The sequence below is a fragment of the Streptomyces sp. NPDC087844 genome (assembly GCF_044742785.1).
Taxonomy (GTDB): Bacteria; Actinomycetota; Actinomycetes; order Streptomycetales; family Streptomycetaceae; genus Streptomyces.
This window is the reverse complement of record NZ_JBIUVD010000012.1, coordinates 20,401-41,167: the sequence shown is the minus strand read 5'-3', so window position 1 is coordinate 41,167 and position 20,767 is coordinate 20,401. Positions and strand designations below refer to the sequence as shown.

Annotated in this window: 22 protein-coding genes; 12 read left to right on the top strand and 10 right to left on the bottom strand. The window is 71.1% G+C overall.

Annotation, left to right across the window (positions count from 1 at the left end):
- Positions 1-89: 89 nt before the first annotated feature.
- Positions 90-1,115: an aspartate-semialdehyde dehydrogenase gene (locus tag ACIOKD_RS23295; RefSeq protein ID WP_402087135.1), complete on the top strand. Its 1,026-nt coding sequence runs from the start codon at positions 90-92 to the stop codon at positions 1,113-1,115.
- 108 nt (positions 1,116-1,223) lie between these two features.
- Here ACIOKD_RS23295 and ACIOKD_RS23290 read toward each other — a convergent pair whose 3' ends face one another.
- Both ACIOKD_RS23290 and ACIOKD_RS23285 read right to left on the bottom strand, forming a co-directional pair.
- Complete coding sequence (locus ACIOKD_RS23290; protein WP_402087133.1) at positions 1,224-2,090, bottom strand: LppX_LprAFG lipoprotein; 867 nt, start codon at positions 2,088-2,090, stop codon at positions 1,224-1,226.
- A gap of 99 nt (positions 2,091-2,189) precedes the next feature.
- Positions 2,190-2,699 carry a DUF1203 domain-containing protein gene (locus ACIOKD_RS23285; protein ID WP_402087130.1) on the bottom strand — a complete coding sequence of 170 codons (510 nt, stop codon included), beginning with the start codon at positions 2,697-2,699 and terminating at the stop codon, positions 2,190-2,192.
- A 111-nt stretch (positions 2,700-2,810) separates the two neighbouring features.
- Here ACIOKD_RS23285 and pepN point away from each other — a divergent pair, with 111 nt between their 5' ends.
- Entirely contained in the window at positions 2,811-5,405 is a 2,595-nt protein-coding gene (gene pepN / locus ACIOKD_RS23280) for an aminopeptidase N (protein ID WP_402087128.1), read from the top strand.
- 244 nt (positions 5,406-5,649) lie between these two features.
- Here pepN and ACIOKD_RS23275 read toward each other — a convergent pair whose 3' ends face one another.
- The 3 genes from ACIOKD_RS23275 to ACIOKD_RS23265 all read right to left on the bottom strand — a co-directional run bounded on the left by ACIOKD_RS23275 (position 5,650) and on the right by ACIOKD_RS23265 (position 9,016).
- Entirely contained in the window at positions 5,650-5,946 is a 297-nt protein-coding gene (locus tag ACIOKD_RS23275) for a hypothetical protein (protein WP_402087126.1), read from the bottom strand.
- 101 nt (positions 5,947-6,047) lie between these two features.
- On the bottom strand, positions 6,048-8,747 hold the full coding sequence (gene malQ / locus ACIOKD_RS23270; protein WP_402087124.1) for a 4-alpha-glucanotransferase: 2,700 nt from the start codon (positions 8,745-8,747) through the stop codon (positions 6,048-6,050).
- On the bottom strand, positions 8,747-9,016 hold the full coding sequence (locus ACIOKD_RS23265; RefSeq protein ID WP_402087122.1) for a hypothetical protein: 270 nt from the start codon (positions 9,014-9,016) through the stop codon (positions 8,747-8,749). Before ACIOKD_RS23265 ends, malQ begins: the two co-directional genes overlap by 1 nt.
- A gap of 205 nt (positions 9,017-9,221) precedes the next feature.
- Here ACIOKD_RS23265 and ACIOKD_RS23260 point away from each other — a divergent pair, with 205 nt between their 5' ends.
- Genes ACIOKD_RS23260 through ACIOKD_RS23250 form a run of 3 tightly spaced genes read left to right on the top strand, consistent with a single transcriptional unit; the run spans position 9,222 to position 11,880 of the window.
- Positions 9,222-9,809, top strand: coding sequence for a PadR family transcriptional regulator (locus ACIOKD_RS23260; protein ID WP_402087120.1), 588 nt, complete (start codon positions 9,222-9,224; stop codon positions 9,807-9,809).
- A gap of 8 nt (positions 9,810-9,817) precedes the next feature.
- Positions 9,818-10,525: an ABC transporter ATP-binding protein gene (locus ACIOKD_RS23255; protein ID WP_402087117.1), complete on the top strand. Its 708-nt coding sequence runs from the start codon at positions 9,818-9,820 to the stop codon at positions 10,523-10,525.
- A complete protein-coding gene (locus ACIOKD_RS23250; RefSeq protein WP_402087566.1) occupies positions 10,525-11,880 on the top strand; it encodes an FtsX-like permease family protein in 1,356 nt (451 codons plus the stop codon). The genes ACIOKD_RS23255 and ACIOKD_RS23250 overlap by 1 nt, the downstream gene beginning before the upstream one ends.
- Before the next feature lie 143 nt (positions 11,881-12,023).
- On the opposite strand, the gene ACIOKD_RS23245 is transcribed toward ACIOKD_RS23250, so the two are convergent.
- Complete coding sequence (locus ACIOKD_RS23245) at positions 12,024-12,560, bottom strand: HNH endonuclease (protein WP_107016193.1); 537 nt, start codon at positions 12,558-12,560, stop codon at positions 12,024-12,026.
- Between the two features lie 229 nt (positions 12,561-12,789).
- On the opposite strand from ACIOKD_RS23245, the gene ACIOKD_RS23240 reads away from it, so the two are divergent.
- Together ACIOKD_RS23240 and ACIOKD_RS23235 are read left to right on the top strand one after the other, a co-directional pair.
- Positions 12,790-13,917: a mechanosensitive ion channel family protein gene (locus ACIOKD_RS23240; RefSeq protein ID WP_402087114.1), complete on the top strand. Its 1,128-nt coding sequence runs from the start codon at positions 12,790-12,792 to the stop codon at positions 13,915-13,917.
- Between the two features lie 243 nt (positions 13,918-14,160).
- Positions 14,161-14,751, top strand: a complete 591-nt coding sequence (locus ACIOKD_RS23235; protein ID WP_402087111.1) for a Uma2 family endonuclease — start codon at positions 14,161-14,163, stop codon at positions 14,749-14,751.
- Between the two features lie 82 nt (positions 14,752-14,833).
- Here ACIOKD_RS23235 and ACIOKD_RS23230 read toward each other — a convergent pair whose 3' ends face one another.
- The 3 genes from ACIOKD_RS23230 to ACIOKD_RS23220 are packed head-to-tail and all read right to left on the bottom strand — an operon-like array spanning position 14,834 to position 15,940.
- A complete protein-coding gene (locus ACIOKD_RS23230; protein ID WP_402087109.1) occupies positions 14,834-15,085 on the bottom strand; it encodes a hypothetical protein in 252 nt (83 codons plus the stop codon).
- Positions 15,078-15,488, bottom strand: a complete 411-nt coding sequence (locus tag ACIOKD_RS23225; protein ID WP_402087106.1) for a hypothetical protein — start codon at positions 15,486-15,488, stop codon at positions 15,078-15,080. The genes ACIOKD_RS23230 and ACIOKD_RS23225 overlap by 8 nt, the downstream gene beginning before the upstream one ends.
- A 5-nt stretch (positions 15,489-15,493) precedes the next feature.
- Positions 15,494-15,940, bottom strand: coding sequence for an ATP-binding protein (locus ACIOKD_RS23220; RefSeq protein WP_402087103.1), 447 nt, complete (start codon positions 15,938-15,940; stop codon positions 15,494-15,496).
- A gap of 174 nt (positions 15,941-16,114) precedes the next feature.
- Here ACIOKD_RS23220 and ACIOKD_RS23215 point away from each other — a divergent pair, with 174 nt between their 5' ends.
- Positions 16,115-16,993 (top strand): helix-turn-helix domain-containing protein, encoded by an 879-nt coding sequence (locus ACIOKD_RS23215; protein WP_402087562.1) that lies wholly within the window; start codon positions 16,115-16,117, stop codon positions 16,991-16,993.
- 3 nt (positions 16,994-16,996) lie between these two features.
- Positions 16,997-17,191 carry a DUF397 domain-containing protein gene (locus ACIOKD_RS23210; RefSeq protein ID WP_402087100.1) on the top strand — a complete coding sequence of 65 codons (195 nt, stop codon included), beginning with the start codon at positions 16,997-16,999 and terminating at the stop codon, positions 17,189-17,191.
- Positions 17,192-17,204: 13 nt separating this feature from the next.
- On the opposite strand, the gene ACIOKD_RS23205 is transcribed toward ACIOKD_RS23210, so the two are convergent.
- Positions 17,205-17,741: a GNAT family N-acetyltransferase gene (locus ACIOKD_RS23205; protein ID WP_402087097.1), complete on the bottom strand. Its 537-nt coding sequence runs from the start codon at positions 17,739-17,741 to the stop codon at positions 17,205-17,207.
- On the opposite strand from ACIOKD_RS23205, the gene ACIOKD_RS23200 reads away from it, so the two are divergent.
- The 3 genes from ACIOKD_RS23200 (at position 17,740) to ACIOKD_RS23190 (ending at position 20,764) form a co-directional block, all read left to right on the top strand.
- Positions 17,740-17,865 (top strand): hypothetical protein, encoded by a 126-nt coding sequence (locus tag ACIOKD_RS23200; RefSeq protein ID WP_402087590.1) that lies wholly within the window; start codon positions 17,740-17,742, stop codon positions 17,863-17,865. The genes ACIOKD_RS23205 and ACIOKD_RS23200 overlap by 2 nt on opposite strands.
- Positions 17,866-18,106: 241 nt before the next feature.
- A complete protein-coding gene (locus ACIOKD_RS23195) occupies positions 18,107-19,321 on the top strand; it encodes an ROK family protein (protein ID WP_402087095.1) in 1,215 nt (404 codons plus the stop codon).
- Positions 19,322-19,435: 114 nt separating this feature from the next.
- On the top strand, positions 19,436-20,764 hold the full coding sequence (locus ACIOKD_RS23190) for an ABC transporter substrate-binding protein (protein WP_402087092.1): 1,329 nt from the start codon (positions 19,436-19,438) through the stop codon (positions 20,762-20,764).
- Positions 20,765-20,767: the final 3 nt, after the last annotated feature.

Sequence of the window (20,767 nt, the reverse complement as noted above, 5' to 3'; positions counted from 1 at the left end):
CAAAGGATTGGACACATGGGCCCGGGTGAGACACATGATGGAGACTCGGCCATGTACCGGCCCATAGTGAGCAGGCAGAAGGAGTCGCTGTGAAGGTAGGAATCGTCGGAGCCACCGGTCAGGTCGGCACTGTCATGCTGAGGATCCTCGCCGAGCGCGAGTTCCCGGTGGAGACGCTGCGTCTGTTCGCCTCGGCCCGTTCGGCCGGTTCGACGATCGCCTACAAGGACAAGGCCGTGACGGTGGAGGACGCCTCGACCGCCGACTACTCCGGCCTCGACATCGTGCTGTTCTCCGCGGGCGGCGCCACGTCCAGGGCCCTCGCCGAGAAGGTCGCCTCGCAGGGTGCCGTCGTGATCGACAACTCCTCCGCGTGGCGCAGGGACCCCGAGGTTCCGCTGGTGGTCTCGGAGGTCAACCCGCACGCCGTGGCGGACCGGCCCAAGGGGATCATCGCCAACCCGAACTGCACGACCATGGCCGCGATGCCCGTGCTGAAGCCGCTGCACGCGGAGGCGGGCCTGGAAGCCCTCGTCGTCGCCACCTACCAGGCCGTCTCCGGCTCCGGTGTCGCCGGTGTCGCCGAGCTGCACGGCCAGGCGCAGAAGGTCGTCGCCGACGCGGACAGGCTGACCCACGACGGTTCGGCGGTCGACTTCCCCGAGCCGCAGGTCTACCGGCGGCCCATCGCCTTCAACGTCCTTCCGCTGGCCGGGTCCATCGTGGACGACGGCCTGAACGAGACCGACGAGGAGCAGAAGCTCCGCCACGAGTCCCGCAAGATCCTGGAGATCCCGGACCTCAAGGTCTCCGGGACCTGTGTCCGCGTGCCGGTCTTCTCGGGCCACTCGCTCCAGGTCAACGCGCGGTTCGCGCGGCCGCTGAGTGCGGAGCGGGCCACGGAGCTGCTGGGCGGTGCGCCGGGGGTCGCGCTGTCGGACATTCCGACTCCGCTGCAGGCCGCCGGGCAGGATCCGTCGTTCGTCGGCCGGATCCGCGCCGACGAGACCGTTGAGCACGGTCTCGCGCTCTTCGTCTCCAGCGACAACCTCCGCAAGGGGGCCGCGCTGAACGCGGTTCAGATCGCGGAACTGGTGGCGGCGGAACTCAGCTGACCGCTGCCGCGGGGGCCGAGTGCCGGGTGCGGCCCGGCGGGGGTCGCCCGCGCTGTTCCCCGCGCCCCCCGTCCGGGGGCGCGGGGAACGGCGCGATCGTCTGGGCCGTCAGGCCGTGCCGTTGGACTTCGCGGCGTCGGCGAGCTTCTTGGTGACGTCGACCGTGTCGGCCGCGGCCGGCGCCTCGACGTCGGCCTCCGTGCCGAAGTCGGTGAACTTGAGCGTCGTGGTGCTGGTGACCGTCTGGTCCTTCTGCCCCTCGCCCTCCTGGGGGCGCAGGGTGAGCTCGATGGTCTCCTGGCGCAGCCGGCCCTCGTCGTCGACCCACATCTCCAGGGGCAGCGTCGAGGTGCCCAGCTGCTTCTCCAGCTGGTCGGCCTTCGCCCGGTCGCCCTTGGCGAGGTCCTTCACGGCGACCTTGACGCGGTAGTGCGTGGTGCGCGCCCCGTCGATCGTCTCCGTGCCGACCTTGGTGACGTCGCCGTCGTTCACGCCCTTGGTGTACGCGAAGGACTCAGCCGGATCGTTGACCTGGCCGCCCGCGCCGTCCAGCCTGGCCGGGTCGATCTTCATCCAGGTCTTGCCCTTGGGCAGTTGGAGCTGGGCGCGCTGCTCGGGCGGGGCCTTCTGGTAGACGACGCCGTCGAGAACGCGCTGTTCGATCTTCTGCCCCTGGGACGTCATCGTCATGGTGCTGTCGCCGTCTTCGAGGTCCATCACGCCGGTGCCGCGGACGGTCACCGTCTTGCCGGCCGCGGCCGCCTCGGTGGCGAGCGTCATCTTCGCCGAGTCCGCCGCGGTCGTCTTCTGGTGCGCCGCCCGCACCACCTGGGACTCGGACGCGCCCTTGGTCGAGGACGCCCCCTTCGCCCCGTCCTTCTTCCCGTCCGCACCGTCGTCCCCGCCGGAACAGGCCGACACCCCGGCGGTGAGTACCAGCACGGTCGCAACTCCTAGGACGCGCTTGCCTGCCATGGGAATGTTCCCCCTCAACTCGGGTCAAAGATGGCCTACTTGACTCGAACCCGGGTTCCCAGTCCTTTACCTGCCACTCCTCCCTGCCCACATCCGGCGTCAGGGGCGGCGGATCTCGTAGAGGAAGCAGCCGTACTCGACGGCCCTGATGTGCACGAGGGCCACCTCGGAGTCGGCGAAGGCCTCCGTGAGAGCCGCGTCCAGGGCCTCGTCGGGCGAGTCCCGGCCGGTCGGCTCAGGGATCTCCAGGAGGCGGCCACCGAGGATGTGGCCCTCGGCGGAGTACCGGCGCAGGGTGCGCAGGACGCCCGGCCGGGCGAAGGGATACCCGGTGGGGCCGGGGCCCGGGCACTCCTCGGCGTGGACGAAGACGGGGCCCTGTTCGTCGTACGCGCCGGGTCGCGCGCCCGTCCGCGCGGCCCAGCGGCGCAGGGGCGCGTACGAGACGAGGGCGATGCGCTCCCCCGGTTCGCCGCGCCTCAGACAGCAGCGGAGCGGAGCCCCGCCCTCCTGGTCGACGACGGGAACGCACGGAAGCCCGGCGTCGTCCGTCGCTCGGAGTTCCTTCAGCGCCTGCGGTTCGATGGGACGTGCGTGATGGCTGGTCATGACTTGAGGGTGGCCAGGCGCCCTCGCGCACACCGGCGGGAAACGGACATCGCACTCGCGCAGCCGCCGTGGAAGGATGACGCAACTGACCCATCACGAGGAGATGACCGCGTGCCTGGCACAAACCTGACCCGCGAAGAGGCGCAGCAGCGGGCGAAGCTGCTCACCGTTGACTCGTACGAGATCGATCTCGATCTCTCCGGCGCGGTGGAGGGCGGCACCTTCCGGTCCGTGACCACGGTGCGCTTCGACTCGGCCGAGACCGGCGTCGGGTCCTTCATCGATCTGGTGGCCCCGGCCGTCCAGGAGGTCGTCCTCAACGGTGACTCCCTCGATCCCGCCGAGGTCTTCAAGGACTCGCGGATCACGCTCCCGGGCATCCTGGAGGGCCGCAACATCCTGCGGGTCGTGGCCGACTGCGCGTACACGAACACCGGTGAGGGGCTGCACCGGTTCGTCGACCCGGTCGACCAGCAGGCCTACCTCTACACCCAGTTCGAGGTGCCGGACGCCCGCCGTGTCTTCGCGAGCTTCGAGCAGCCGGATCTGAAGGCCACCTTCCAGTTCACCGTGAAGGCGCCCTCCGGCTGGACCGTCATCTCCAACTCGCCGACGCCGGAGCCCAAGGACGACGTCTGGGAGTTCGAGCCGACGCCGCGGATCTCGACGTACATCACGGCGCTGATCCTCGGCCCCTACCACTCGGTGCACAGCGTGTACGAGAAGGACGGGCAGAGTGTGCCGCTGGGCATCTACTGCCGGCCCTCGCTCGCCGAGTTCCTCGACTCGGACGCGATCTTCGCGGTCACGCGGCAGGGCTTCGAGTGGTTCCAGGAGAAGTTCGACTACGCGTACCCGTTCAAGAAGTACGACCAGCTCTTCGTGCCGGAGTTCAACGCGGGCGCGATGGAGAACGCGGGCGCGGTGACCATCCGCGACCAGTACGTCTTCCGGTCGAAGGTGACGGACGCCGCGTACGAGACGCGCGCCGAGACCATCCTGCACGAGCTGGCCCACATGTGGTTCGGCGACCTCGTGACGATGGAGTGGTGGAACGACCTGTGGCTCAATGAGTCCTTCGCCACCTACACCTCGATCGCCTGCCAGGCGTACGCCCCGGACTCCCGCTGGCCGCACTCCTGGACCACGTTCGCCAACTCCATGAAGACCTGGGCGTACCGACAGGACCAGCTGCCCTCCACGCACCCGATCATGGCCGAGATCAACGACCTCGACGACGTGCTCGTCAACTTCGACGGCATCACGTACGCCAAGGGCGCCAGCGTCCTGAAGCAGCTCGTGGCGTACGTCGGCGAGGACGAGTTCTTCCGGGGCGTGCAGGCGTACTTCAAGGCGCACGCGTACGGGAACACCCAGCTGTCCGACCTGCTCGGCGCGCTGGAGGAGACCAGCGGGCGCGACCTGGGCACCTGGTCGCAGAAGTGGCTGCAGACGGCCGGCATCAACATCCTGCGCCCGGAGGTCGAGACGGACGGGGACGGTGTCGTCACGTCCTTCGCGATCCGCCAGGAGGCTCCGGCGCTGCCCGCCGGCGCGAAGGGCGAGCCGACCTTGCGCCCCCACCGCATCGCGGTCGGCCTGTACGACCTGGACGACGACAGCGGCAAGCTGGTGCGCGGCGAGCGCATCGAGCTGGACGTGGACGGTGAACTGACCGAGGTAACCGCGCTGGTGGGCAAGCGGCGCGCGGCCGTGATCCTCCTCAACGACGACGACCTGTCGTACGCGAAGGTCCGTCTCGACGAGCGGTCCCTCGCGTTCGTCACCGAGCACCTCGGCGACTTCGAGGCCTCCCTGCCGCGCGCCCTGTGCTGGGCCTCGGCCTGGGACATGACCCGCGACGCCGAACTGGCAACCCGCGACTACCTCTCGCTCGTCCTGTCCGGCATCGGCAAGGAGTCGGACATCGGCGTCGTGCAGTCGCTGCACCGCCAGGTGCTGACGGCGGTCGAGCTGTACGCCGACCCGAACGCCCGCGAGGCGCTGCTGACCCGCTGGACCGACGCCACGCTGGCCCACCTGCGGTCCTCCGCGGCCGGCGGCGACCACCAGCTGGCCTGGGCGCGCGCGTTCGCGGCCACGGCCCGTACGCCGGAGCAGCTGGACCTCCTGGAGGGTCTGCTCGACGGCCGGGAGAGCATCGAGGGCCTGGCCGTCGACACCGAGCTGCGCTGGTCGTTCGTGCAGCGGCTCGCGGCGGTGGGGCGCTTCGACGACGCCGAGATCGCGGGCGAGTACGAGCGGGACAGGACCGCCGCCGGTGAGCGTCACGCGGCGACCGCGCGGGCCGCCCGCCCCACCGAGGAGGCGAAGGCGGAGGCCTGGGCGTCGGTCGTCGAGTCCGACAAGCTGCCGAACGCCGTCCAGGAGGCCGTGATCGGCGGCTTCGTGCAGTTCGGCCAGCGTGAACTGCTCGCGCCGTACACGGACAAGTACTTCGAGGCGGTCAAGGGCGTCTGGGACTCGCGTTCGCACGAGATGGCCCAGCAGATCGCGGTCGGCCTCTACCCGTCGGTCCAGGCCTCCGCGGACACCCTGGCGAAGACGGACGAGTGGCTGGCCTCGGCCGAGCCGAGCGCGGCGCTGCGCCGGCTGATCTCGGAGTCCCGCTCGGGCGTCGAACGCGCCCTGAAGGCCCAGGCGGCGGACACGGCGGCCTCGGCGTCGGCACCGACCGGGGAGTAGCCGGACCCCGCCCACCCCATACGGAAGCGGCGCCTCCGACAGGCCCTCGGCCTGGGAGGCGCCGCTTCCGTATGGGGGCGAGGGCGCCCCCGGAAGAGAGGCACAGGGAGAGGAGCCGCAGCCATAGGGCGCCGACCCCGGACGCGCCGAGGGCACCGTCCTCGCCCCCGTACGGCATCAGTCGCGTACGGGTGCGAGGACGGTGCCCTCGAAGGAGAACCCCGAATCCCGGCGGGGACCGAGGTCAGGAAGCGCGTACCTGGTCCGGGCCCTGCATCTTGCCCTGGCCCTTGCCTCCCGGCTTGCGCCTCGGCTGGCGGTCCGTCGAACCGTCGAGCACCCAGACCAGTCCGGCGATCAGCGCGAACAGACCGATCGGCGCCACGACATAGAGCCCCAGCGTCTCGATGACGCTCAGCCTCTGCGCGGGGTCGTCGCCGTCGTCGCGCGTCAGCGCGAGCGCGGGGGACGACATCATCAGCATCATCAGCGTCGTACCGGCAGCCAGGGCGCCGGCGCGCAGGGCGTTCTTCTTGTCCACGGTGCAAACGTAGCGAACTCCTGTCGAGCCCGCGCGCCCGGGGGTGCCGTACGGGGTGCGGGGCGGGGTGCGGTACGGGGTGCGGTACGCGTTCCGGAGCCTCACGCGGAGGGTCCGTGGTCGCCGGTGGCCCGGCCCGCCCGGTCTTCGCGCAGCACCTCGATGAGGGCGTGCAGCCGGGGCGAGGCGGCGAGTTCCTCCAGGGTGACGGGGTGGCCCTCGGCGTCCGCGACGGGCAGGCGCCAGTTCGGGTACTGGTCCCAGGTGCCCGGCAGGTTCTGCGGGCGGCGGTCGCCGACGGCGTCCGGGAGCCAGACTCCGACGAGCCGGGCGGGAGTGCGCAGCAGGAAGCGGTGCACGGCCTGGATCTCCGCCTCCTCCGAGACACCCCCGGCGGCCCCTTGCAACAGCCCGAGCCGGGCGAGCAGCGCCAGCCACTCCCCCACGTCCGCCGCCGCCGCGGCCCGCTCCTCCCCCATTGGGCGGGTCAACAGGCCCAGCCGGTCGCGGAGTTCGACATGGTCGCCGGTGAGGCGGGAAGCGGTGGGCGGCAGGTCGTGGGTGGTGGCGGTGGCGAGACAGTCGGCGCGCCAGCTCTCCGGGGGCAGCGGCAGGCCCGTACCGTCCCAGTCCCGTTCGAACCAGAGGACGGAGGTGCCGAGCACGCCGTGCTCCTGGAGGGTCTCGCGCACACCCGGTTCCACCGTGCCGAGGTCCTCGCCGATCACCAGGGCTCCGGCGCGCGAGGCCTCCAGGACGAGGATCGCGAGCATGGCCTCGGCGTCGTAGCGGACGTAGGTGCCCTCGGTCGCCGGGCGGCCCTGCGGGACCCACCAGAGGCGGAAGAGGCCCATGACGTGGTCGATGCGCAGGGCGCCCGCGTACCGGAAGAGGGCGCGCAGGAGGCGGCGGTACGGGGCGTAGCCGGACTCGGCCAGACGGTCCGGGCGCCAGGGCGGCAGCCCCCAGTCCTGGCCCTGGACGCTGAACGCGTCCGGGGGCGCGCCGACCGACATGCCGGCCGCGAAGACCTCCTGCTGCGCCCAGGCGTCGGCACCGCCCGGATGGACCCCCACGGCGAGGTCGTGCACGAGCCCCACGTCCATGCCGGCGTCGCGGGCGCTGCGCTGGGCGGCGGCGAGCTGGGCGTCCGTCAGCCAGGCGAGCCGGCTGTGGAAGTCGACGCGGTCCATCAACTCGGCGCGGGCGCGGGCGGTTTCGGCCGAACGGGGGTCACGCAGGCCCTGCGGCCACCGCGTCCAGTCGGAGCCGTACACCTCCGCGAGGGCGTACCAGGTGGCGTGGTCCTCCAGCGCCTCGCCCTCCTCGGCGAGGAAGTCGCAGTAGGCGGCCCGGCGCCCGGGTCCGAGCGGCACCTCCCGCACCAGCTCAAGGGCCTCGCGCTTCAGCTCCCACACGGCGTCGCGGTCGATCAACGCGCCCTTGTCGAGCACGGATTCGCGCAGGCGGCGGGCCCGCGTCAGAAGCGCGAGCAGTCGTTCGCGGTCACCCTCGTCGACGTACGCGAACTCGGGGATGTCCTCGACCCGCAGGTGCACGGGGTCGGGGTAGCGGCGCGAGGACGGCCGGTAGGGGGAGGGGTCGGTGGGTGCGCCGGGCACGGCCGCGTGCATCGGGTTGACCTGTACGAATCCGGCCCCGAGCGCCCGTCCCGCCCAAGCCGTCAGTTCGGCGAGGTCCCCGAGGTCGCCCATGCCCCAGGAGCGCCGGGACAGCAACGAGTAGACCTGCACGAGCAGCCCGTACGTACGTCCGGGGGGTGCGGGCAGCTTCGTCGGGGCGACGATGAGGTGGGCCCGCGCGGTGCGTCCGCCGGGGGCCGTGGCGGTCAACTCGTGCACCCCGAGCGGCAACCGATCGACGGACTCCCGGATCTCCCCCTGCTCGGTCCGGACCCGCAACCGGGTTCCGCGGGGCAGGGCGGCGAGGGCGGCTCCGAGCGAGGAACCGCCGAGCGGGGCCCCGCTCGGAACTCCACTCAGGCCGCCACTCGGGCCACCGCTCGGAGCTCCGCTCAGGCCGCCGCTCGGGCCACCGCTCAGGGCTCCGGCCTGCGCGGCGGTTCCCGGCCGGCGTTCGGCGGCGGTCGCCGGGTCGTCTTCCGCGGCGGCCCCGCCCCCGCCGAAGGCGGCTCCGGGGCCGTGGTCGGCGGGGGCGGGCGCGGAGGCGGGCGCCGGACCGCCGTCGGCAGGGGCGGGCGCTGGGCCGCCGTCTGTGGACGCGGCTCCTGACCCGCCGTCGGCGGACGCGGCCCGCGAGTCACCGCCACCGGCCTCGGGACCCAAATTCGCGTCACCGACTTCGGGGGCCGGATTCCCGTCACCGAACTCGGGGGCCGGATTCCCGTCGTCGATCCCGGCGCCCCGGGAGCCCGCCGCAGCCGCAGAATCCGTCGCGGTCGCGGCCGCGGCCGGGGATGCGGGCTCGGCCGGGGACGCGGGCGCGGATGCGGGCTCGGGCGCTGACGCTAGCTCGGGAGCGGGCGCTGACCCGGGCTCGGGCGCGGGCTCAGGCTCAGGCCCGGGCGCGCGCGCGGCGTCGGCCCCGGTCCCGGGCGCGGCCCCGGTCCAGCACACCACCGTCGGCGGCAGCAGCCGTCCTCGGAGTTCCGTCTCGCGCGCGGTGAGGGAGTCGCGGACGGCGTCCGGCGTGCCCGCGGCGACGCCCAGCGCGGCGAGCGCGGCGACGACCGCCGTCTCCGAGGCCGCGACCGTGTGGTCCGGGGACGGACTGTAGGACGTGGCGACGCCGTACAGCGCGGCGAGCCGGGAGAGCGGCATCAGACCCCCGACGGGTCCAGGCCGGCGGCGGCACCCAGGGGAGTCGGCTCACTCGTCAGGGGCGCGGCGTCGGCGAGCGGAGGTTCACTGGTGAGGGGCGCGGCAGCGGCCAGCGGCGGCTCGCTGGTCAGCGGTGCCTCGGCGCAGGAGCCCTCGGCGCCGGCGTTGAAGATGCAGTAGAGCGGGTGGGGGTCGGATCCGGGGTCGGCGGGCGCGTCCGCCGGGCGTTTGGAGAGGGCCGAGAGCAGAAGCTGTGCCGATGCGGCCACGGAGGCCTCCTTGGGGGTCGTGCGGGCGGGGTCAGGCAGCCCCTACCCAGCGGGCGGGCCCGCAGACGTCACGGCCGGGACATCGTGCTCCTCTTCACATTCTGTCCCGGACGGGCGAGATCACCAAGAGCGCCCGCGCGGACACACTGAGCAACCTGGAAATAACTATTCACTCGCTACATATATTGAGTACATAATGAGGCCCATGAGCACCCGTCACATCCTTCTGGGGCTGCTCGCAGGAGGGCCGCGCCATGGCTACGACCTCAAGCGACGCCACGACGAACGCTTCCCGCAGGCACGCCCGCTGGCCTACGGCCAGGTCTATACGACGTTGCAGCGCCTGGTCCGCGACGGTCTCGCCGAGGTCGACGGGACCGACTCGGACGGCGGTCCGGAGCGGACGCTGTACCGGTCCACCGCCGAGGGCGCGAAGGAGCTGGCCGGCTGGGCGGCCGAGATCACCCCGCCCGCGCCCTTCGTGACGAACGAGATCTTCGCCAAGGTCGTCTGCGCGATCCTCGCCGCGGCCGGCCCGGCATCCGCCTCTGGCCCGGCGTCCGCGGCCGACCCGGCGTCCGCGGCCGACCCGGCCCGCTATCTGATCGCCCAGCGTGCCGCGCACATGACCCGGATGAGGGAACTCACGGCCGTCAAGACCGCGCCGGGTGCCGACCTCGCGTCGGTCCTCTCGGCCGACTACGCCCTCAACCACCTCGACGCCGATCTGCGCTGGATGACCACCACCGCGGCCCGGCTCACCACTCTGACCGCGGAGGTCGACCCGTCATGAGTCCCGACATGAGCAGTACGCACCAGGCCGCGCCGGTCCTGGCGGCCCGCGGCCTCGCCAAGGCGCACGGCGGGACCCGTGCCCTGCGCGGCGCCTGCGTCGAGCTGTACGCGGGAGAGATCCTCGCGGTCACGGGCGCGAGCGGCAGCGGTAAATCCACGCTGCTCCACTGCCTCGCCGGGATCGTCCGGCCCGACGAGGGCTCGGTCGTCTACGCCGAGCAGCGCCTGGACCAGTTGCCGGAGGAGCGGCTGAGCGAGTTGCGGCGTACGGAGTTCGGGGTGGTGTTCCAGTTCGGGCAGCTGATCCCCGAACTGACCGCGCTCGACAACGCGGCGCTGCCACTGCTCCTCGCGGGAGCCTCCCGCAAGGACGCCCACGAACAGGCGGGCGAGTGGCTTGAGCGCTTCGGCGTACGCGGCCAGGAGGGGCTGCGGCCCGGCGAGATGAGCGGTGGCCAAGCTCAACGGGTGTCACTGGCACGGGCGTTGGTGACAGGCCCGAAGGTCGTCTTCGCCGACGAGCCCACCGGCGCGCTCGACTCCCTGGCGAGCGAGCAGGTGATGACGGCACTGGTCCACACGGCCCGGGAGACCGGCACGGCCGTGCTGCTGATCACGCACGACGCACAGGTGGCGGCGTACGCGGACCGCGAGGTGTGGCTGCGCGACGGGGCCGTCTCCGAGGACGCGACGGCCCTGGAGGCGACCCGATGATGACCGGGGACCTCAGGCTGGCCTGGCTGCTGACGCGGGGTTCGGACCGCCGGGAGTGGTGGCGGGTGACGCTGACGGCGGTGGGGGCCGCTCTCGCCACCGGCCTCGGGGTCGCGGCGGTAGCGGTCGCCTCGGTGGACGGACAGGTGTCCGCCTCGTACTTCCACGGGCTCCTGAACCAGCCCTCGCAGCGCGCCGGCGTGATCGTGACACTGCTGCTCCTGTGGGTGCCGGTGCTCGGCTTCCTCGGCCAGTGCGCGCGTATCGGCGCCGTGCACCGTGACCGCAGGCTGGCCGGGCTGCGCCTCGCCGGGGCGACGCCGAGGCAGGTGCGGCGCGTCGCGGCCCTGGAGTCGGGCCTGGCCTGCCTCCTGGGGGCGGCGGTCGCCGCGGTGTTCTGCGCGCTCCTCATGGTGAGTCTGTTGCGGCGAGGGCTTCCGCTGCAGGCCTGGGCGGGCTTCGTCCTGGTGACGCTCGCCGTGCCGCTCCTCGCCGTGCTGGTGAGCGTGGTCGCGCTGCGCCGGGTCGTGGCCTCGCCGCTCGGCTGGGTGCGCCGGGTCCGGCCGGACCACGGCCGGACCGCCACGCTCGCCCTGGTGGTACCGGCGGTGCTGGTGGGGCTGGCCGCGCTACTGATCGTGATGCGGAACACCGGACCGGGGGCCACCTCGCTGCCCCTGCTGGTGTTCGCCGCGGTGGCGCTGACCGGTACGGGAGCTGTGGCGGTCGCCGGGCTCACCGCACGCGCCGTCGGCGGGCGGCTCGCCGCCCGGACCGGCAGCCCCGCGGTCCTGCTCGCCGCCGAACGGCTCCGGAGCGACCCGTGGGCCACCGCGCGCACCCACGCCGCGGTGCTCCTGGTGGCTGTCGTGGGCGTCGGCTTCACGGGCGTACGCGAGGTGTTCCTCGACGCCGTGCGCCATCCGCGGGAGGGCCTGCCGCACGACGCCTACGACGTGGCGTTCTACACCACCGGCGTCGACCTGGCGGGCGCCGCCGTCCTGCTGGCGCTGCTGATCAGCCTGGGCGGGCTCGCCGTGGGCACCGCCGAGTCGCTCGCCACCCGGCGCCGGGGGCTGGCCGCGCAGACCGCCGCGGGCGTACCGCGCAAGGTGCTCGGCCGGGCGCTGCTCCTGGAGACCGCGCTGCCGCTGGCCCCGGCGATGCTGCTCGCGGGCGCCGGCGGCACGGCGATCCACCTCGCGTACGGGATGGCGACGGACGCCGTCGTCGTACCGGTGCTGCTGCCGCTGCTGGTCCCCGTGGGCGTGTACGGGGCGTGTCTGCTCGCCGCGGCCACTTCCCTCCCGCTGCTGCGCCGCACGGTCCGCCCGGCGGAGCTGCGCTACACGTAGCCGGCGCGGCTCGGAGCGGCGGACGCCACGCCATGCCGCGCCACGCCATGCCATGCCGCGCCACGCCATGCCGCGCCGCGAGGGATCGGACCCCGGGACGGCCGGTCGCGGGCCGGCCCGGGGCAAACCAAAGGCCCGGATCGTCAGGCGGAGATGCCGTCGATCCGAGCCATCGCGTCCTCCGCGCCGTACGGCTGCAGGTAGGGCAGCCAACGCGGATCCCTGTGCCCGGTTCCGATGATGCGCCAAGCGAGCCCCGATGGCGGGGCCGGTTTATGGCGCAGGCGCCAGCCGATCTCGACCAGGTGGCGGTCGGCCTTGGTGTGGTTGCAGCGGCGGCAGGACGCCACCACGTTGTCCCAGACGTGCTGACCCCCGCGGCTGCGCGGGATGACGTGGTCGACGCTGGTTGCGACGCCACCGCAGTACATGCACCGGCCGCCGTCCCGGGCGAACAGCGCCCGGCGGGTCAGCGGAACGGGCCCCCGGTAGGGGACCCGCACGAATCTCTTCAGCCGGACCACGCTGGGCGCGGGGACAGTGACGGTGGCGCTGTGCATGAACGCGCCGGATTCCTCAAGAGAAACTGCCTTGTTCTCAAGAACCAGGACGAGCGCGCGGCGGAGCGGTACGACGCCGAGGGGCTCGTACGACGCGTTGAGGACCAGGACATGCGGCACGGATGGCCTCCTTGTACGCCGGCGGCGCGTGGCTCGCGCCGGGACGATCTGCAGTCAGTCTCCCCTCATGCCTGGTGGAAGCGCCACCATGTCCCGGTAACGGGCTGGGAGTGTTTTCGACCACATCTCCTTCATCCCCACGTGAGCACAGTCTCTCCCTCGAACATTGCAACGATCCGCACACGGTGCCCCGTTAGTGTGGTGTTTCCGCCCGTCGGGATTCCACCAAATGTCCCCTGCCACGGGCGGGCCGCTACGCCTGGAGGTACCTGCCGTGTTCTTGTCCGTCCTGTCGGCCGCCGATCCCACCGAGGAACCGACGTCACCGACGCTCCAGGACGCCCAGGAAGGCGCCACCAACGCCGCCAGCTGGGTGGAGCAGAACTGGTCCACCTGGCTCAGCATCGGACTGCGGGTACTGCTCATCCTGGTCATCGCCGTGGCGCTGAGAATCGCCGTCCGGCGGACCATCACCAAGCTCATCGACCGGATGAACCGAACGGCCCAGGCAGTCGACGGCACGGCACTCGGCGGCCTCCTGGTCAACGTCGAACGCCGCCGCCAGCGCTCCCAGGCCATCGGCTCGGTACTCCGCTCGGTCGCCTCCTTCACCATCATGAGCACGGCCGCGCTGATGATCCTGGGCACGTTCCAGATCAACCTGGCACCGCTGCTGGCCTCGGCAGGTGTGGCGGGTGTGGCGATCGGTTTCGGCGCCCGCAACCTCGTGACGGATTTCCTCTCCGGCGTCTTCATGATCCTGGAGGACCAGTACGGCGTAGGGGACACGGTCGACGCGGGGGTGGCCTCGGGCGAGGTCATCGAGGTGGGCCTGCGGGTCACCAAGCTCCGGGGCGACAACGGCGAGATCTGGTACGTCCGCAACGGCGAGGTCAAGCGCATCGGCAACCTCTCCCAGGGCTGGGCCACGGCCGGCGTCGACGTCACGGTCCGCTCGGACGAGGACCTCGACCGCGTCCGTTCGGTCCTGGCCGAGGTCGGCGAGGCGATGAGCAAGGCCGAGCCCTGGAACGAGCGCCTGTGGGGGCCGATAGAGGTCCTGGGCCTCGACAGCGTCGTCCTGGACTCGATGGTCGTCCGCGTCAGCGCCAAGACGATGCCGGGCAAGGCCCTCACGGTGGAACGCGAACTGCGCTGGCGCATCAAGCGCGCCTTCGACGCCGCGGGCATCCGCATCGTGGGCGGCCTCCCGGCACCGGCGGAGGAGACCCCGGCCCCCGACCCGACGGCGGGCATGGCGGCCCCGTCGGCGTACTCGAACAGCTCGTCCCCGCAGTCGCAGTCGGCGTCCCCACTGACGCCTCCGGCGGTCGTACCGTCGAATGTGGCGAAGTAGCGGCGAGACCTTTCTCATACGCGTTTCGCACGTTTCGTGCACGCGGGGCGGCATCCGAAGCGACCGGGATGCCGCCCCGCACGCGTTTACGACGCGGCGCGACAGCCGTACCGCTTCGGCACGCTCGTCCGAGTGAACGCCCACAGCATTCCCAGGTCACATGGGGTCCGGGTGCCTCATGGTTCTACTGGGGCACCCAGGACGGGCACGGCCTGGGGACAGCGCGGCGCAGGAGGAGCATCGATGCAGGACCCTGCCGATCTGCTGATCGCGTTCGAGAAGGCATCCGGGACCCCGATTCGACCCGAGTACGTCGAGGGGACGGTCATCGTGCCGTCGAGACCGACCGACGCCCACAACCACGGCGCGGAGGAACTGTCCTACCAGTTCCGCATCGCCGGACTCCGCCTGGTGGGCATGGGCAACGGCTACCGGGCAGCGCACAAGGACGGCCGCACCATGGCCCTGCTCATCCCGGACTTCTATGTACGCCGCCGCAAGGCGACAGAGCTGGACGAGTCCTACCGCAAGGCCCACAAGGGCTGGTACCCCGTCGACATGATCGCCCTGGTCGGCGAGGTGACCTCCACCAACCACGAGACGGACACCGGCCCCAAGCTGCGCACCTACGCCGCCGCCGACGTCCCTCTCTACGTCCTGACCAACCGGCACCAGAAGACGGCCCACTGCTACTCCGACCCGATCACCCCCGGCGACGACCCCACCGAGGCGTACTACGCCACCGAGGTCAAGGCCGAACTGGGCCGCGCGCTCCCGCTCCCGTCCCCGTATCCGACGCTGGGGACGGCCCCTTTCCTGGAGCCGACGGAGTAGTTGAGCCGGTCGGCAAAGGCAGCACCCGACGCGCAACTCCGCATGGTTCACCAACTGCCGCCCGTCGCGATCAAGCAGGCTTTCAGCCGAACCAGTTCACCTGCACCACCACGATCCGCTCGCCTCGCACATCGGTGAGAAAGGTGAGCATGACCAGCCCCCGGCTCTCAGTCCGTACGCCTGGACCGGGCCCGGTGTAGGCGGCTCCCTCCAGAAAAACCATGGATTCCCGTACGGCGATCTCGTTGGCCAGCCGCTCGGTCTCGCCGCGTGCCGCCGTCGGTAGTCCGTCCAGCAGATCGTCCTGGAACAGTTCCCACCGCCAGTCAGCCACCCGCGACCTCACGGTGCGCCGCGCGCACGATGCCCCCGGCCTCCCGGATCGCGCGCTCGCGAGTCGCGGGGTCAGGGCTGCTGAGCGCCTGCTCGGCGGCGTGCAGACTGCGCGCGGTCGCGGGGTGCCGCTCGATCTCCACGACGACGCCCCACTGCCGGTAGAACATCCGGATCGGTACGACGCTGTCCTCGTCCCCGGCCCGGACGAACGCCCTCTGGAGATCCTCGAAGAATTCGGGAAGCCGCGACGGGACAACGGTGGCCACGGCCTGGCGCAGCGCCGGAAGCGTCAGCTCGGGCCGGGGAATGAGCGGACCGTCCCCGTCCGCGTACGGCATGGTCATCGGCCGCCCCTTCTGCTCGGCGAGCGCCCCTGTGGCACACGCCCACGCTAGCGCCATTCCTGTCACTTCTTCCCGCACACGAGGTGATCGGCAGCCGCCGTGGTGAGGTTGAGCGCCCACTCCGCGTACACCGTCTTGCCGACGCTGCGCGGCTCGACGCCCCAGCGGTCGGCCAGGGCCGCGACAAGCAGTAAGCCGCGCCCGAACTGATCCGTGTCCTCCACCGGACGGGGCCACGGCAGCCGCTCCCCGCGCGGGTCGCTGACCTCGACGCGCAGCGCGGCGGCGGTGAGTGAGATCCGTACGCGGATGAGCCGGTCCCGGAGGCTGCCGTGCAGCAGGGCGTTGCTCAGCAACTCCGAGACGACGACCGCGACATCCCCGGCGAGGGCCGGATGCCCCCACTCGGCGACGAGCCGTGCGGCTCTGCGGCGGGCGAGCGTGACGCTGCGGGCGAGGGGGGTGTAGTCGAGGGAGTCCTCGCGGAGTACGGGTGGGACTTCGGCCATGGGACACGCACCTTTCCGTGCGGTCGGGTTCACCAAATAACGCCGCTACGTGTGCGGCTGAGCGCCGACCGTAGCCAAGTCGCAGCTCTGAGTGCAATCAACATGCGGAAGTTCTTCCTGGGAGAGTGAATTTCGTGGACACGGGTGACGCCAGCGGGACACACTGTGACCGTGATGCGATCAACTCAGTCCCGGCAGGGCCAGGTATCAACTGTTCTGGCGCGCAGGCTTGGTGGCGAACTACTGCGCCTGCGTGACGCTGCGGGAAGGACACAGCAACAGGCCGCCGAGTCCATCAACGCGACCGGCACCAAGATCGTGAAGATGGAGCGTGGGTGGGTGCCTATGCGGGATCCGGACATTCGGGTGCTGTGCGAGTTCTACGGCCTGGATGACCGCAAAGCCGTAGGCCGCCTACTGGAGTTGGCCAAGCTCGACCGCGAGCGCCGCAAGGCCAAGGGATGGTGGCGTGATTCGCTGGCCACAGGCGGGATGGCCGAGTACGCCGCCATGGAGGACATCGCCAGCCAGATCCGCAACTGGCAGACCTCACTGGTTCCAGGCCTGTTCCAGACTCCGGAATACACTCGCGCACTCGGCGTCAGCGAAGGTTCCTGGGATGATCCGGACGACATCGAACGCATGGTCCAGGTCAAACAGATGCGCAAGGAACGACTGTTGGGCGAGCGCCCCCTCCGCTTGTACGCGGTGGTCTGGGAAGCCGCACTACGTCAGCAAGTCGGCGGACCCGACGTCATGCGCGCCCAGTTGGAACGTCTCCTGGAACTCGCCGAACTGCCGAACGTACGATTGCAGGTGCTTCCTTTCCGAGCCGGCGCACATCCCTGCATCGGGGGCCCGTTCAGCATCATCTCCTTCGCAGAGGACGAGGCCCTCGACGTGGTCCAGAGCGACACCGTCACAGGCATGACCTGGGTGGAGAACGAGATGGAGAGCAACACCTACAGTGTGCTTTTCGACCGCACTGCCCGACTCGGCCTGGCTCCGCGCGACTCCCTCACACTCATCGACAGCCTGCGCAAGGGAATGTGACCCATGCCCGAGTTCGACTTCGTGAAGTCCAGCTACAGCACATTCGCTAACGAATGCGTCGAAGTCGCCCGCAACGTCCCGGACACCGTCGCCGTCCGCGACTCCAAGGACCTCGACGGCCCGATACTCCGCCTCTCCCCCACCGCCTGGGCGGAGTTCACCACCGCACGAGCACTCGACGGCGCACGGCAGCAGTGAGCCGCGTCAGCCATCAGGTTCGACGAGGGCCGGGCCGTAGGCCGAGCCACTGCTCGGCGTCCCAGGCCCGGAACCGCTCCGCCTCGGTGAACCCCAGTTTCGCCGCGAGGCGCATCGAGGCGACGTTGGCGGTCTGGGTGGCGAGCACCACCGGCTCGCCGGGAAGGACGCCGTCGAACCAGTCGAGTGCCGCCGCGCACGCCTCGGCGGCGTACCCGCATCCCCACGCTCGCGGCAGGAACAGATAACCGAGATCGGCCTTCCCCGCCGCAGCCGGGCGATGGTGCTCCGGTGCTCTCCTGAGCAGGATCTGGCCGATCATCGACCCGTCGAGTTCAACGGCGAAACTCCCCGGCCACCGCTCGGGCACCTCGGGCATGTCGCGCTCAAGCTCCTCACGCGGCCGGGGGCCGCCGAGGTACTTGTGCACCTCTGGCGACGCCAGCAGCTCAATGAACGCCGCACGGTCCTCGGCCTCGGACTCGCGGAGCACGAGCCGCTCGGTCCTGACCGGGGCGGGTGGCCAGACGGCGGACACTGGTTCGGTCATGGCGGGCAACCTACCGCCCGCGCGACGAAGCACGGCCGTCTGGTGGGGCAGCACCACCTACAGCCGCGCCAACGTCCCCGGCGCCCCCACCAACACCGGGTACAGCCTCAAGTTCTTCGAGTGAGCCCCGCACCCGCGAAGACGATGACAACCACGCCCCCGCAGGTAACGACTCCGTTGCCGCGGGGGCGACCTGTTGACGCCTCCCCCGCCCCCGGCCTACCTTCCTCCCACAGATAGGAAAGTTTCCTAACAGTGTTCCCTCGCGGTGATCCCTAACAGTGATCGCTCGCGGTGACCCCTCGGTGGACTTTCCGGTAATCACACTGGGAAGCTGGGCAGCCGAAAGGCAGGTGTCGACAGTCATGGCAGCACCATCCGGTACCCCGGGCACCCCCCGCGTGCTGCGCGCCATGAACGACCGCGCCGCGCTCGATCTCCTGCTGGAGCACGGCCCGCTGTCCCGGACCCGGATCGGCAAGCTCACGGGGCTCTCGAAGCCGACCGCCTCCCAGCTGCTCGCCCGGCTGGAGGCGGCGGGACTCGTCCTCGTCACCGGCACCAGCGAGGGGCGGCCCGGTCCCAACGCCCAGCTGTACGCGGTGAATCCGGCCGCCGCGTACGCCGCCGGGCTCGACGTGACCCCCGAGCGGATCCTCGCCGCCGTCGCCGATGTGACGGGAAGGACGGTGGGTGAGTACGAGCTGCCCACCCCCGGCCGGCGCCCGGCCCACACCGTCGTACGGCAGGTCACCGACGCCCTCGACGGCGCGGTGAAGGCGGCGGGGCTGGTCCGGGCCGACGTCCAGCGGCTCGTCATCGGCACCCCCGGCGCCTTCGACCCGAACACGGGCCGGCTGCGCTACGCCTCCCACCTGCCCGGCTGGCACTCCCCCGCCCTGCTCGACGAGCTCGCGGCAGCGCTGCCGATGCCCGTCGAGTACGAGAACGACGTCAACCTCGCCGCCGTCGCCGAACAGCGGCTCGGCGCCGCCCGGGGCCACGAGGACTTCGTCCTGCTGTGGAACGAGGGGGGTCTGGGCGCCGCCCTCGTGCTCGGCGGACGGCTGCACCGCGGCTGGACCGGCGGCGCGGGCGAGGTCGGCTTCCTGCCCGTACCCGGCGCGCCGCTCGTACGGCACGTCACCAAGGCCAACAGCGGTGGCTACCAGGAACTGGCCGGTTCCCAGGCCATCCCGAAGCTCGCCCGCGACCTCGGTATCCGGCCCATCCCCACGGGCCCGTACAGCGAGGTCGCCGCCGCCCTCGTCGAGCAGGCCGCGGACATCAACGCCGGCCCTCACCGGGAGCTTCTGCAGACGTACGCGACCGGTCTCGCCACCGGTCTCGCCTCGCTCGTCTCCGTCCTCGACCCCGAACTCGTGATCCTCAGCGGCGCCTCGCTCAGCCGGGGCGGCGAACCCCTGCGCGCGCTGGTGCAGGCCGAACTGGAGGAGCTGGCCGCGTCCCGGCCGCGCCTCGTCGTCGGCGACGTCCGTGAACAGCCCGTGCTGCGCGGCGCGCTGGAGAGCGCGCTCGCCGCCACCCGCGACGAGGTCTTCGACACCTCGGCCCACTGAACAGCCCACCGAACAGCCCACCGAACGGCCCGCTGAAGGGCCACTGAACAGCCCTTCCTCTCGCACCGCTCTCTTCCCCCGTCCAGCCCGCCCTGCTCATAGGGAGACCCCGCCATGCCCGGAATGCCCCGTAAAGCGGTGCTCGCCGCCGCGTCGATAGCCCTCCTCGCCACCGGCTGTACCGGCCAGTCCGGCTCCGGTGCCACGGACGACCCGAACGCCAGGACCACGATCACGTTCTGGCACGGCTGGAGCGCGCCCGCCGAGGTGAAGGCGGTCCAGGAGAACATCGCCCGCTTCGAGAAGGCGCACCCCAACATCAAGGTGAAGGTCGTCGGCAACATCAACGACGACAAGCTCAACCAGGCGCTGCGCGCGGGCGGTTCGAACGGACCCGACGTGGTGTCGTCGTTCACCACGTCCAACGTCGGCAAGTTCTGCTCGTCCGGCGCCTTCGCCGATCTGCAGCCGTTCATCGAGAAGTCGAAGCTCGACCTCGACGCGATCATCCCGAAGCCGATGCTGGAGTACACGCAGTTCGAGGGCACCCGGTGTGCGCTGCCGCTGCTCGGCGACGCGTACGGCCTCTACTACAACAAGGACGCCTTCGAGGCGGCCGGCATCAAGACGCCCCCGAAGACCTGGTCGCAGTTCGCCGAGGACGCGAAGAAGCTGACGAAGGGCAAGGGCGACTCGTACGCGCGGCTCGGTTTCATGCCGAACTACCACGGTTACGAGACCGTCGTGGACCACTACATGTCGCAGTGGGACCACTCCTACTTCGACAAGGACGGCAAGTCGAACATCGCGAAGGACCCCGCCTTCGCCGAGATGTTCACATACCAGAAGAAGCTCGTCGACGATCTCGGCGGTTTCCAGAAACTGGAGAGGTACCGCAACACGTTCGGCGACGAGTGGGGCGCCAAGCACCCCTTCCAGACCGGCCAGGTGGCCATGCAGCTCGACGGCGAGTGGCGGCTGGGAATGGCCGAGGACGCGGGGGTGGGGTTCGAGATCGGCACCGCCCCGATGCCCGTCGCCGACGACGAGGTGGACGAGTACGGCAAGGGGTTCCTCTCCGGCACGATCATGGGCATCGCGCCGCAGAGCAAGAAGCAGAACGCGGCCTGGGAACTGATGAAGTACATGACGACCGACACCGAGGCCGTCGTGTCGTTCGCCAACGCCATCCACAACGTGCCGTCCACGTTCGACGCGCTGAAGTCGCCCGACCTGAAGGTCGAGGACGGCTTCAAGACCTTCGTGGACATCGCTCAGCACCCGCGGTCGAACACCCCGCCGGCCTCCGTCAACGGCTCGACGTACCAGACGACCCTGCAGGACTTCGGCTTCCAGTACGAGTCCGGCAAGGCGAAGGATCTGCAGGCCGGTCTGAAGAGGACCGCCGACCAGATCGACCGTGACATCGAGCAGGCGAAGTAGCGC

Coding starts and splice junctions, on each gene's coding strand:
- ACIOKD_RS23190 (WP_402087092.1), top strand. CDS start 19,436: ATGCCCGGAATGCCCCGTAAAGCGGTGCTCGCCGCCGCGTCGATAGCC.
- ACIOKD_RS23220 (WP_402087103.1), bottom strand. CDS start 15,940: ATGGCCGAAGTCCCACCCGTACTCCGCGAGGACTCCCTCGACTACACC.
- ACIOKD_RS23285 (WP_402087130.1), bottom strand. CDS start 2,699: ATGACCAGCCATCACGCACGTCCCATCGAACCGCAGGCGCTGAAGGAA.
- ACIOKD_RS23260 (WP_402087120.1), top strand. CDS start 9,222: ATGAGCACCCGTCACATCCTTCTGGGGCTGCTCGCAGGAGGGCCGCGC.
- ACIOKD_RS23205 (WP_402087097.1), bottom strand. CDS start 17,741: ATGACCGAACCAGTGTCCGCCGTCTGGCCACCCGCCCCGGTCAGGACC.
- malQ (WP_402087124.1), bottom strand. CDS start 8,747: ATGCCGCTCTCCCGGCTCGCCGCGCTGTACGGCGTCGCCACGTCCTAC.
- ACIOKD_RS23235 (WP_402087111.1), top strand. CDS start 14,161: ATGCAGGACCCTGCCGATCTGCTGATCGCGTTCGAGAAGGCATCCGGG.
- ACIOKD_RS23290 (WP_402087133.1), bottom strand. CDS start 2,090: ATGGCAGGCAAGCGCGTCCTAGGAGTTGCGACCGTGCTGGTACTCACC.
- ACIOKD_RS23200 (WP_402087590.1), top strand. CDS start 17,740: ATGGCGGGCAACCTACCGCCCGCGCGACGAAGCACGGCCGTCTGGTGG.
- ACIOKD_RS23240 (WP_402087114.1), top strand. CDS start 12,790: ATGTCCCCTGCCACGGGCGGGCCGCTACGCCTGGAGGTACCTGCCGTG.
- ACIOKD_RS23255 (WP_402087117.1), top strand. CDS start 9,818: ATGAGCAGTACGCACCAGGCCGCGCCGGTCCTGGCGGCCCGCGGCCTC.
- ACIOKD_RS23225 (WP_402087106.1), bottom strand. CDS start 15,488: ATGGCGCTAGCGTGGGCGTGTGCCACAGGGGCGCTCGCCGAGCAGAAG.
- ACIOKD_RS23195 (WP_402087095.1), top strand. CDS start 18,107: ATGGCAGCACCATCCGGTACCCCGGGCACCCCCCGCGTGCTGCGCGCC.
- ACIOKD_RS23210 (WP_402087100.1), top strand. CDS start 16,997: ATGCCCGAGTTCGACTTCGTGAAGTCCAGCTACAGCACATTCGCTAAC.
- ACIOKD_RS23250 (WP_402087566.1), top strand. CDS start 10,525: ATGACCGGGGACCTCAGGCTGGCCTGGCTGCTGACGCGGGGTTCGGAC.
- ACIOKD_RS23215 (WP_402087562.1), top strand. CDS start 16,115: ATGCGATCAACTCAGTCCCGGCAGGGCCAGGTATCAACTGTTCTGGCG.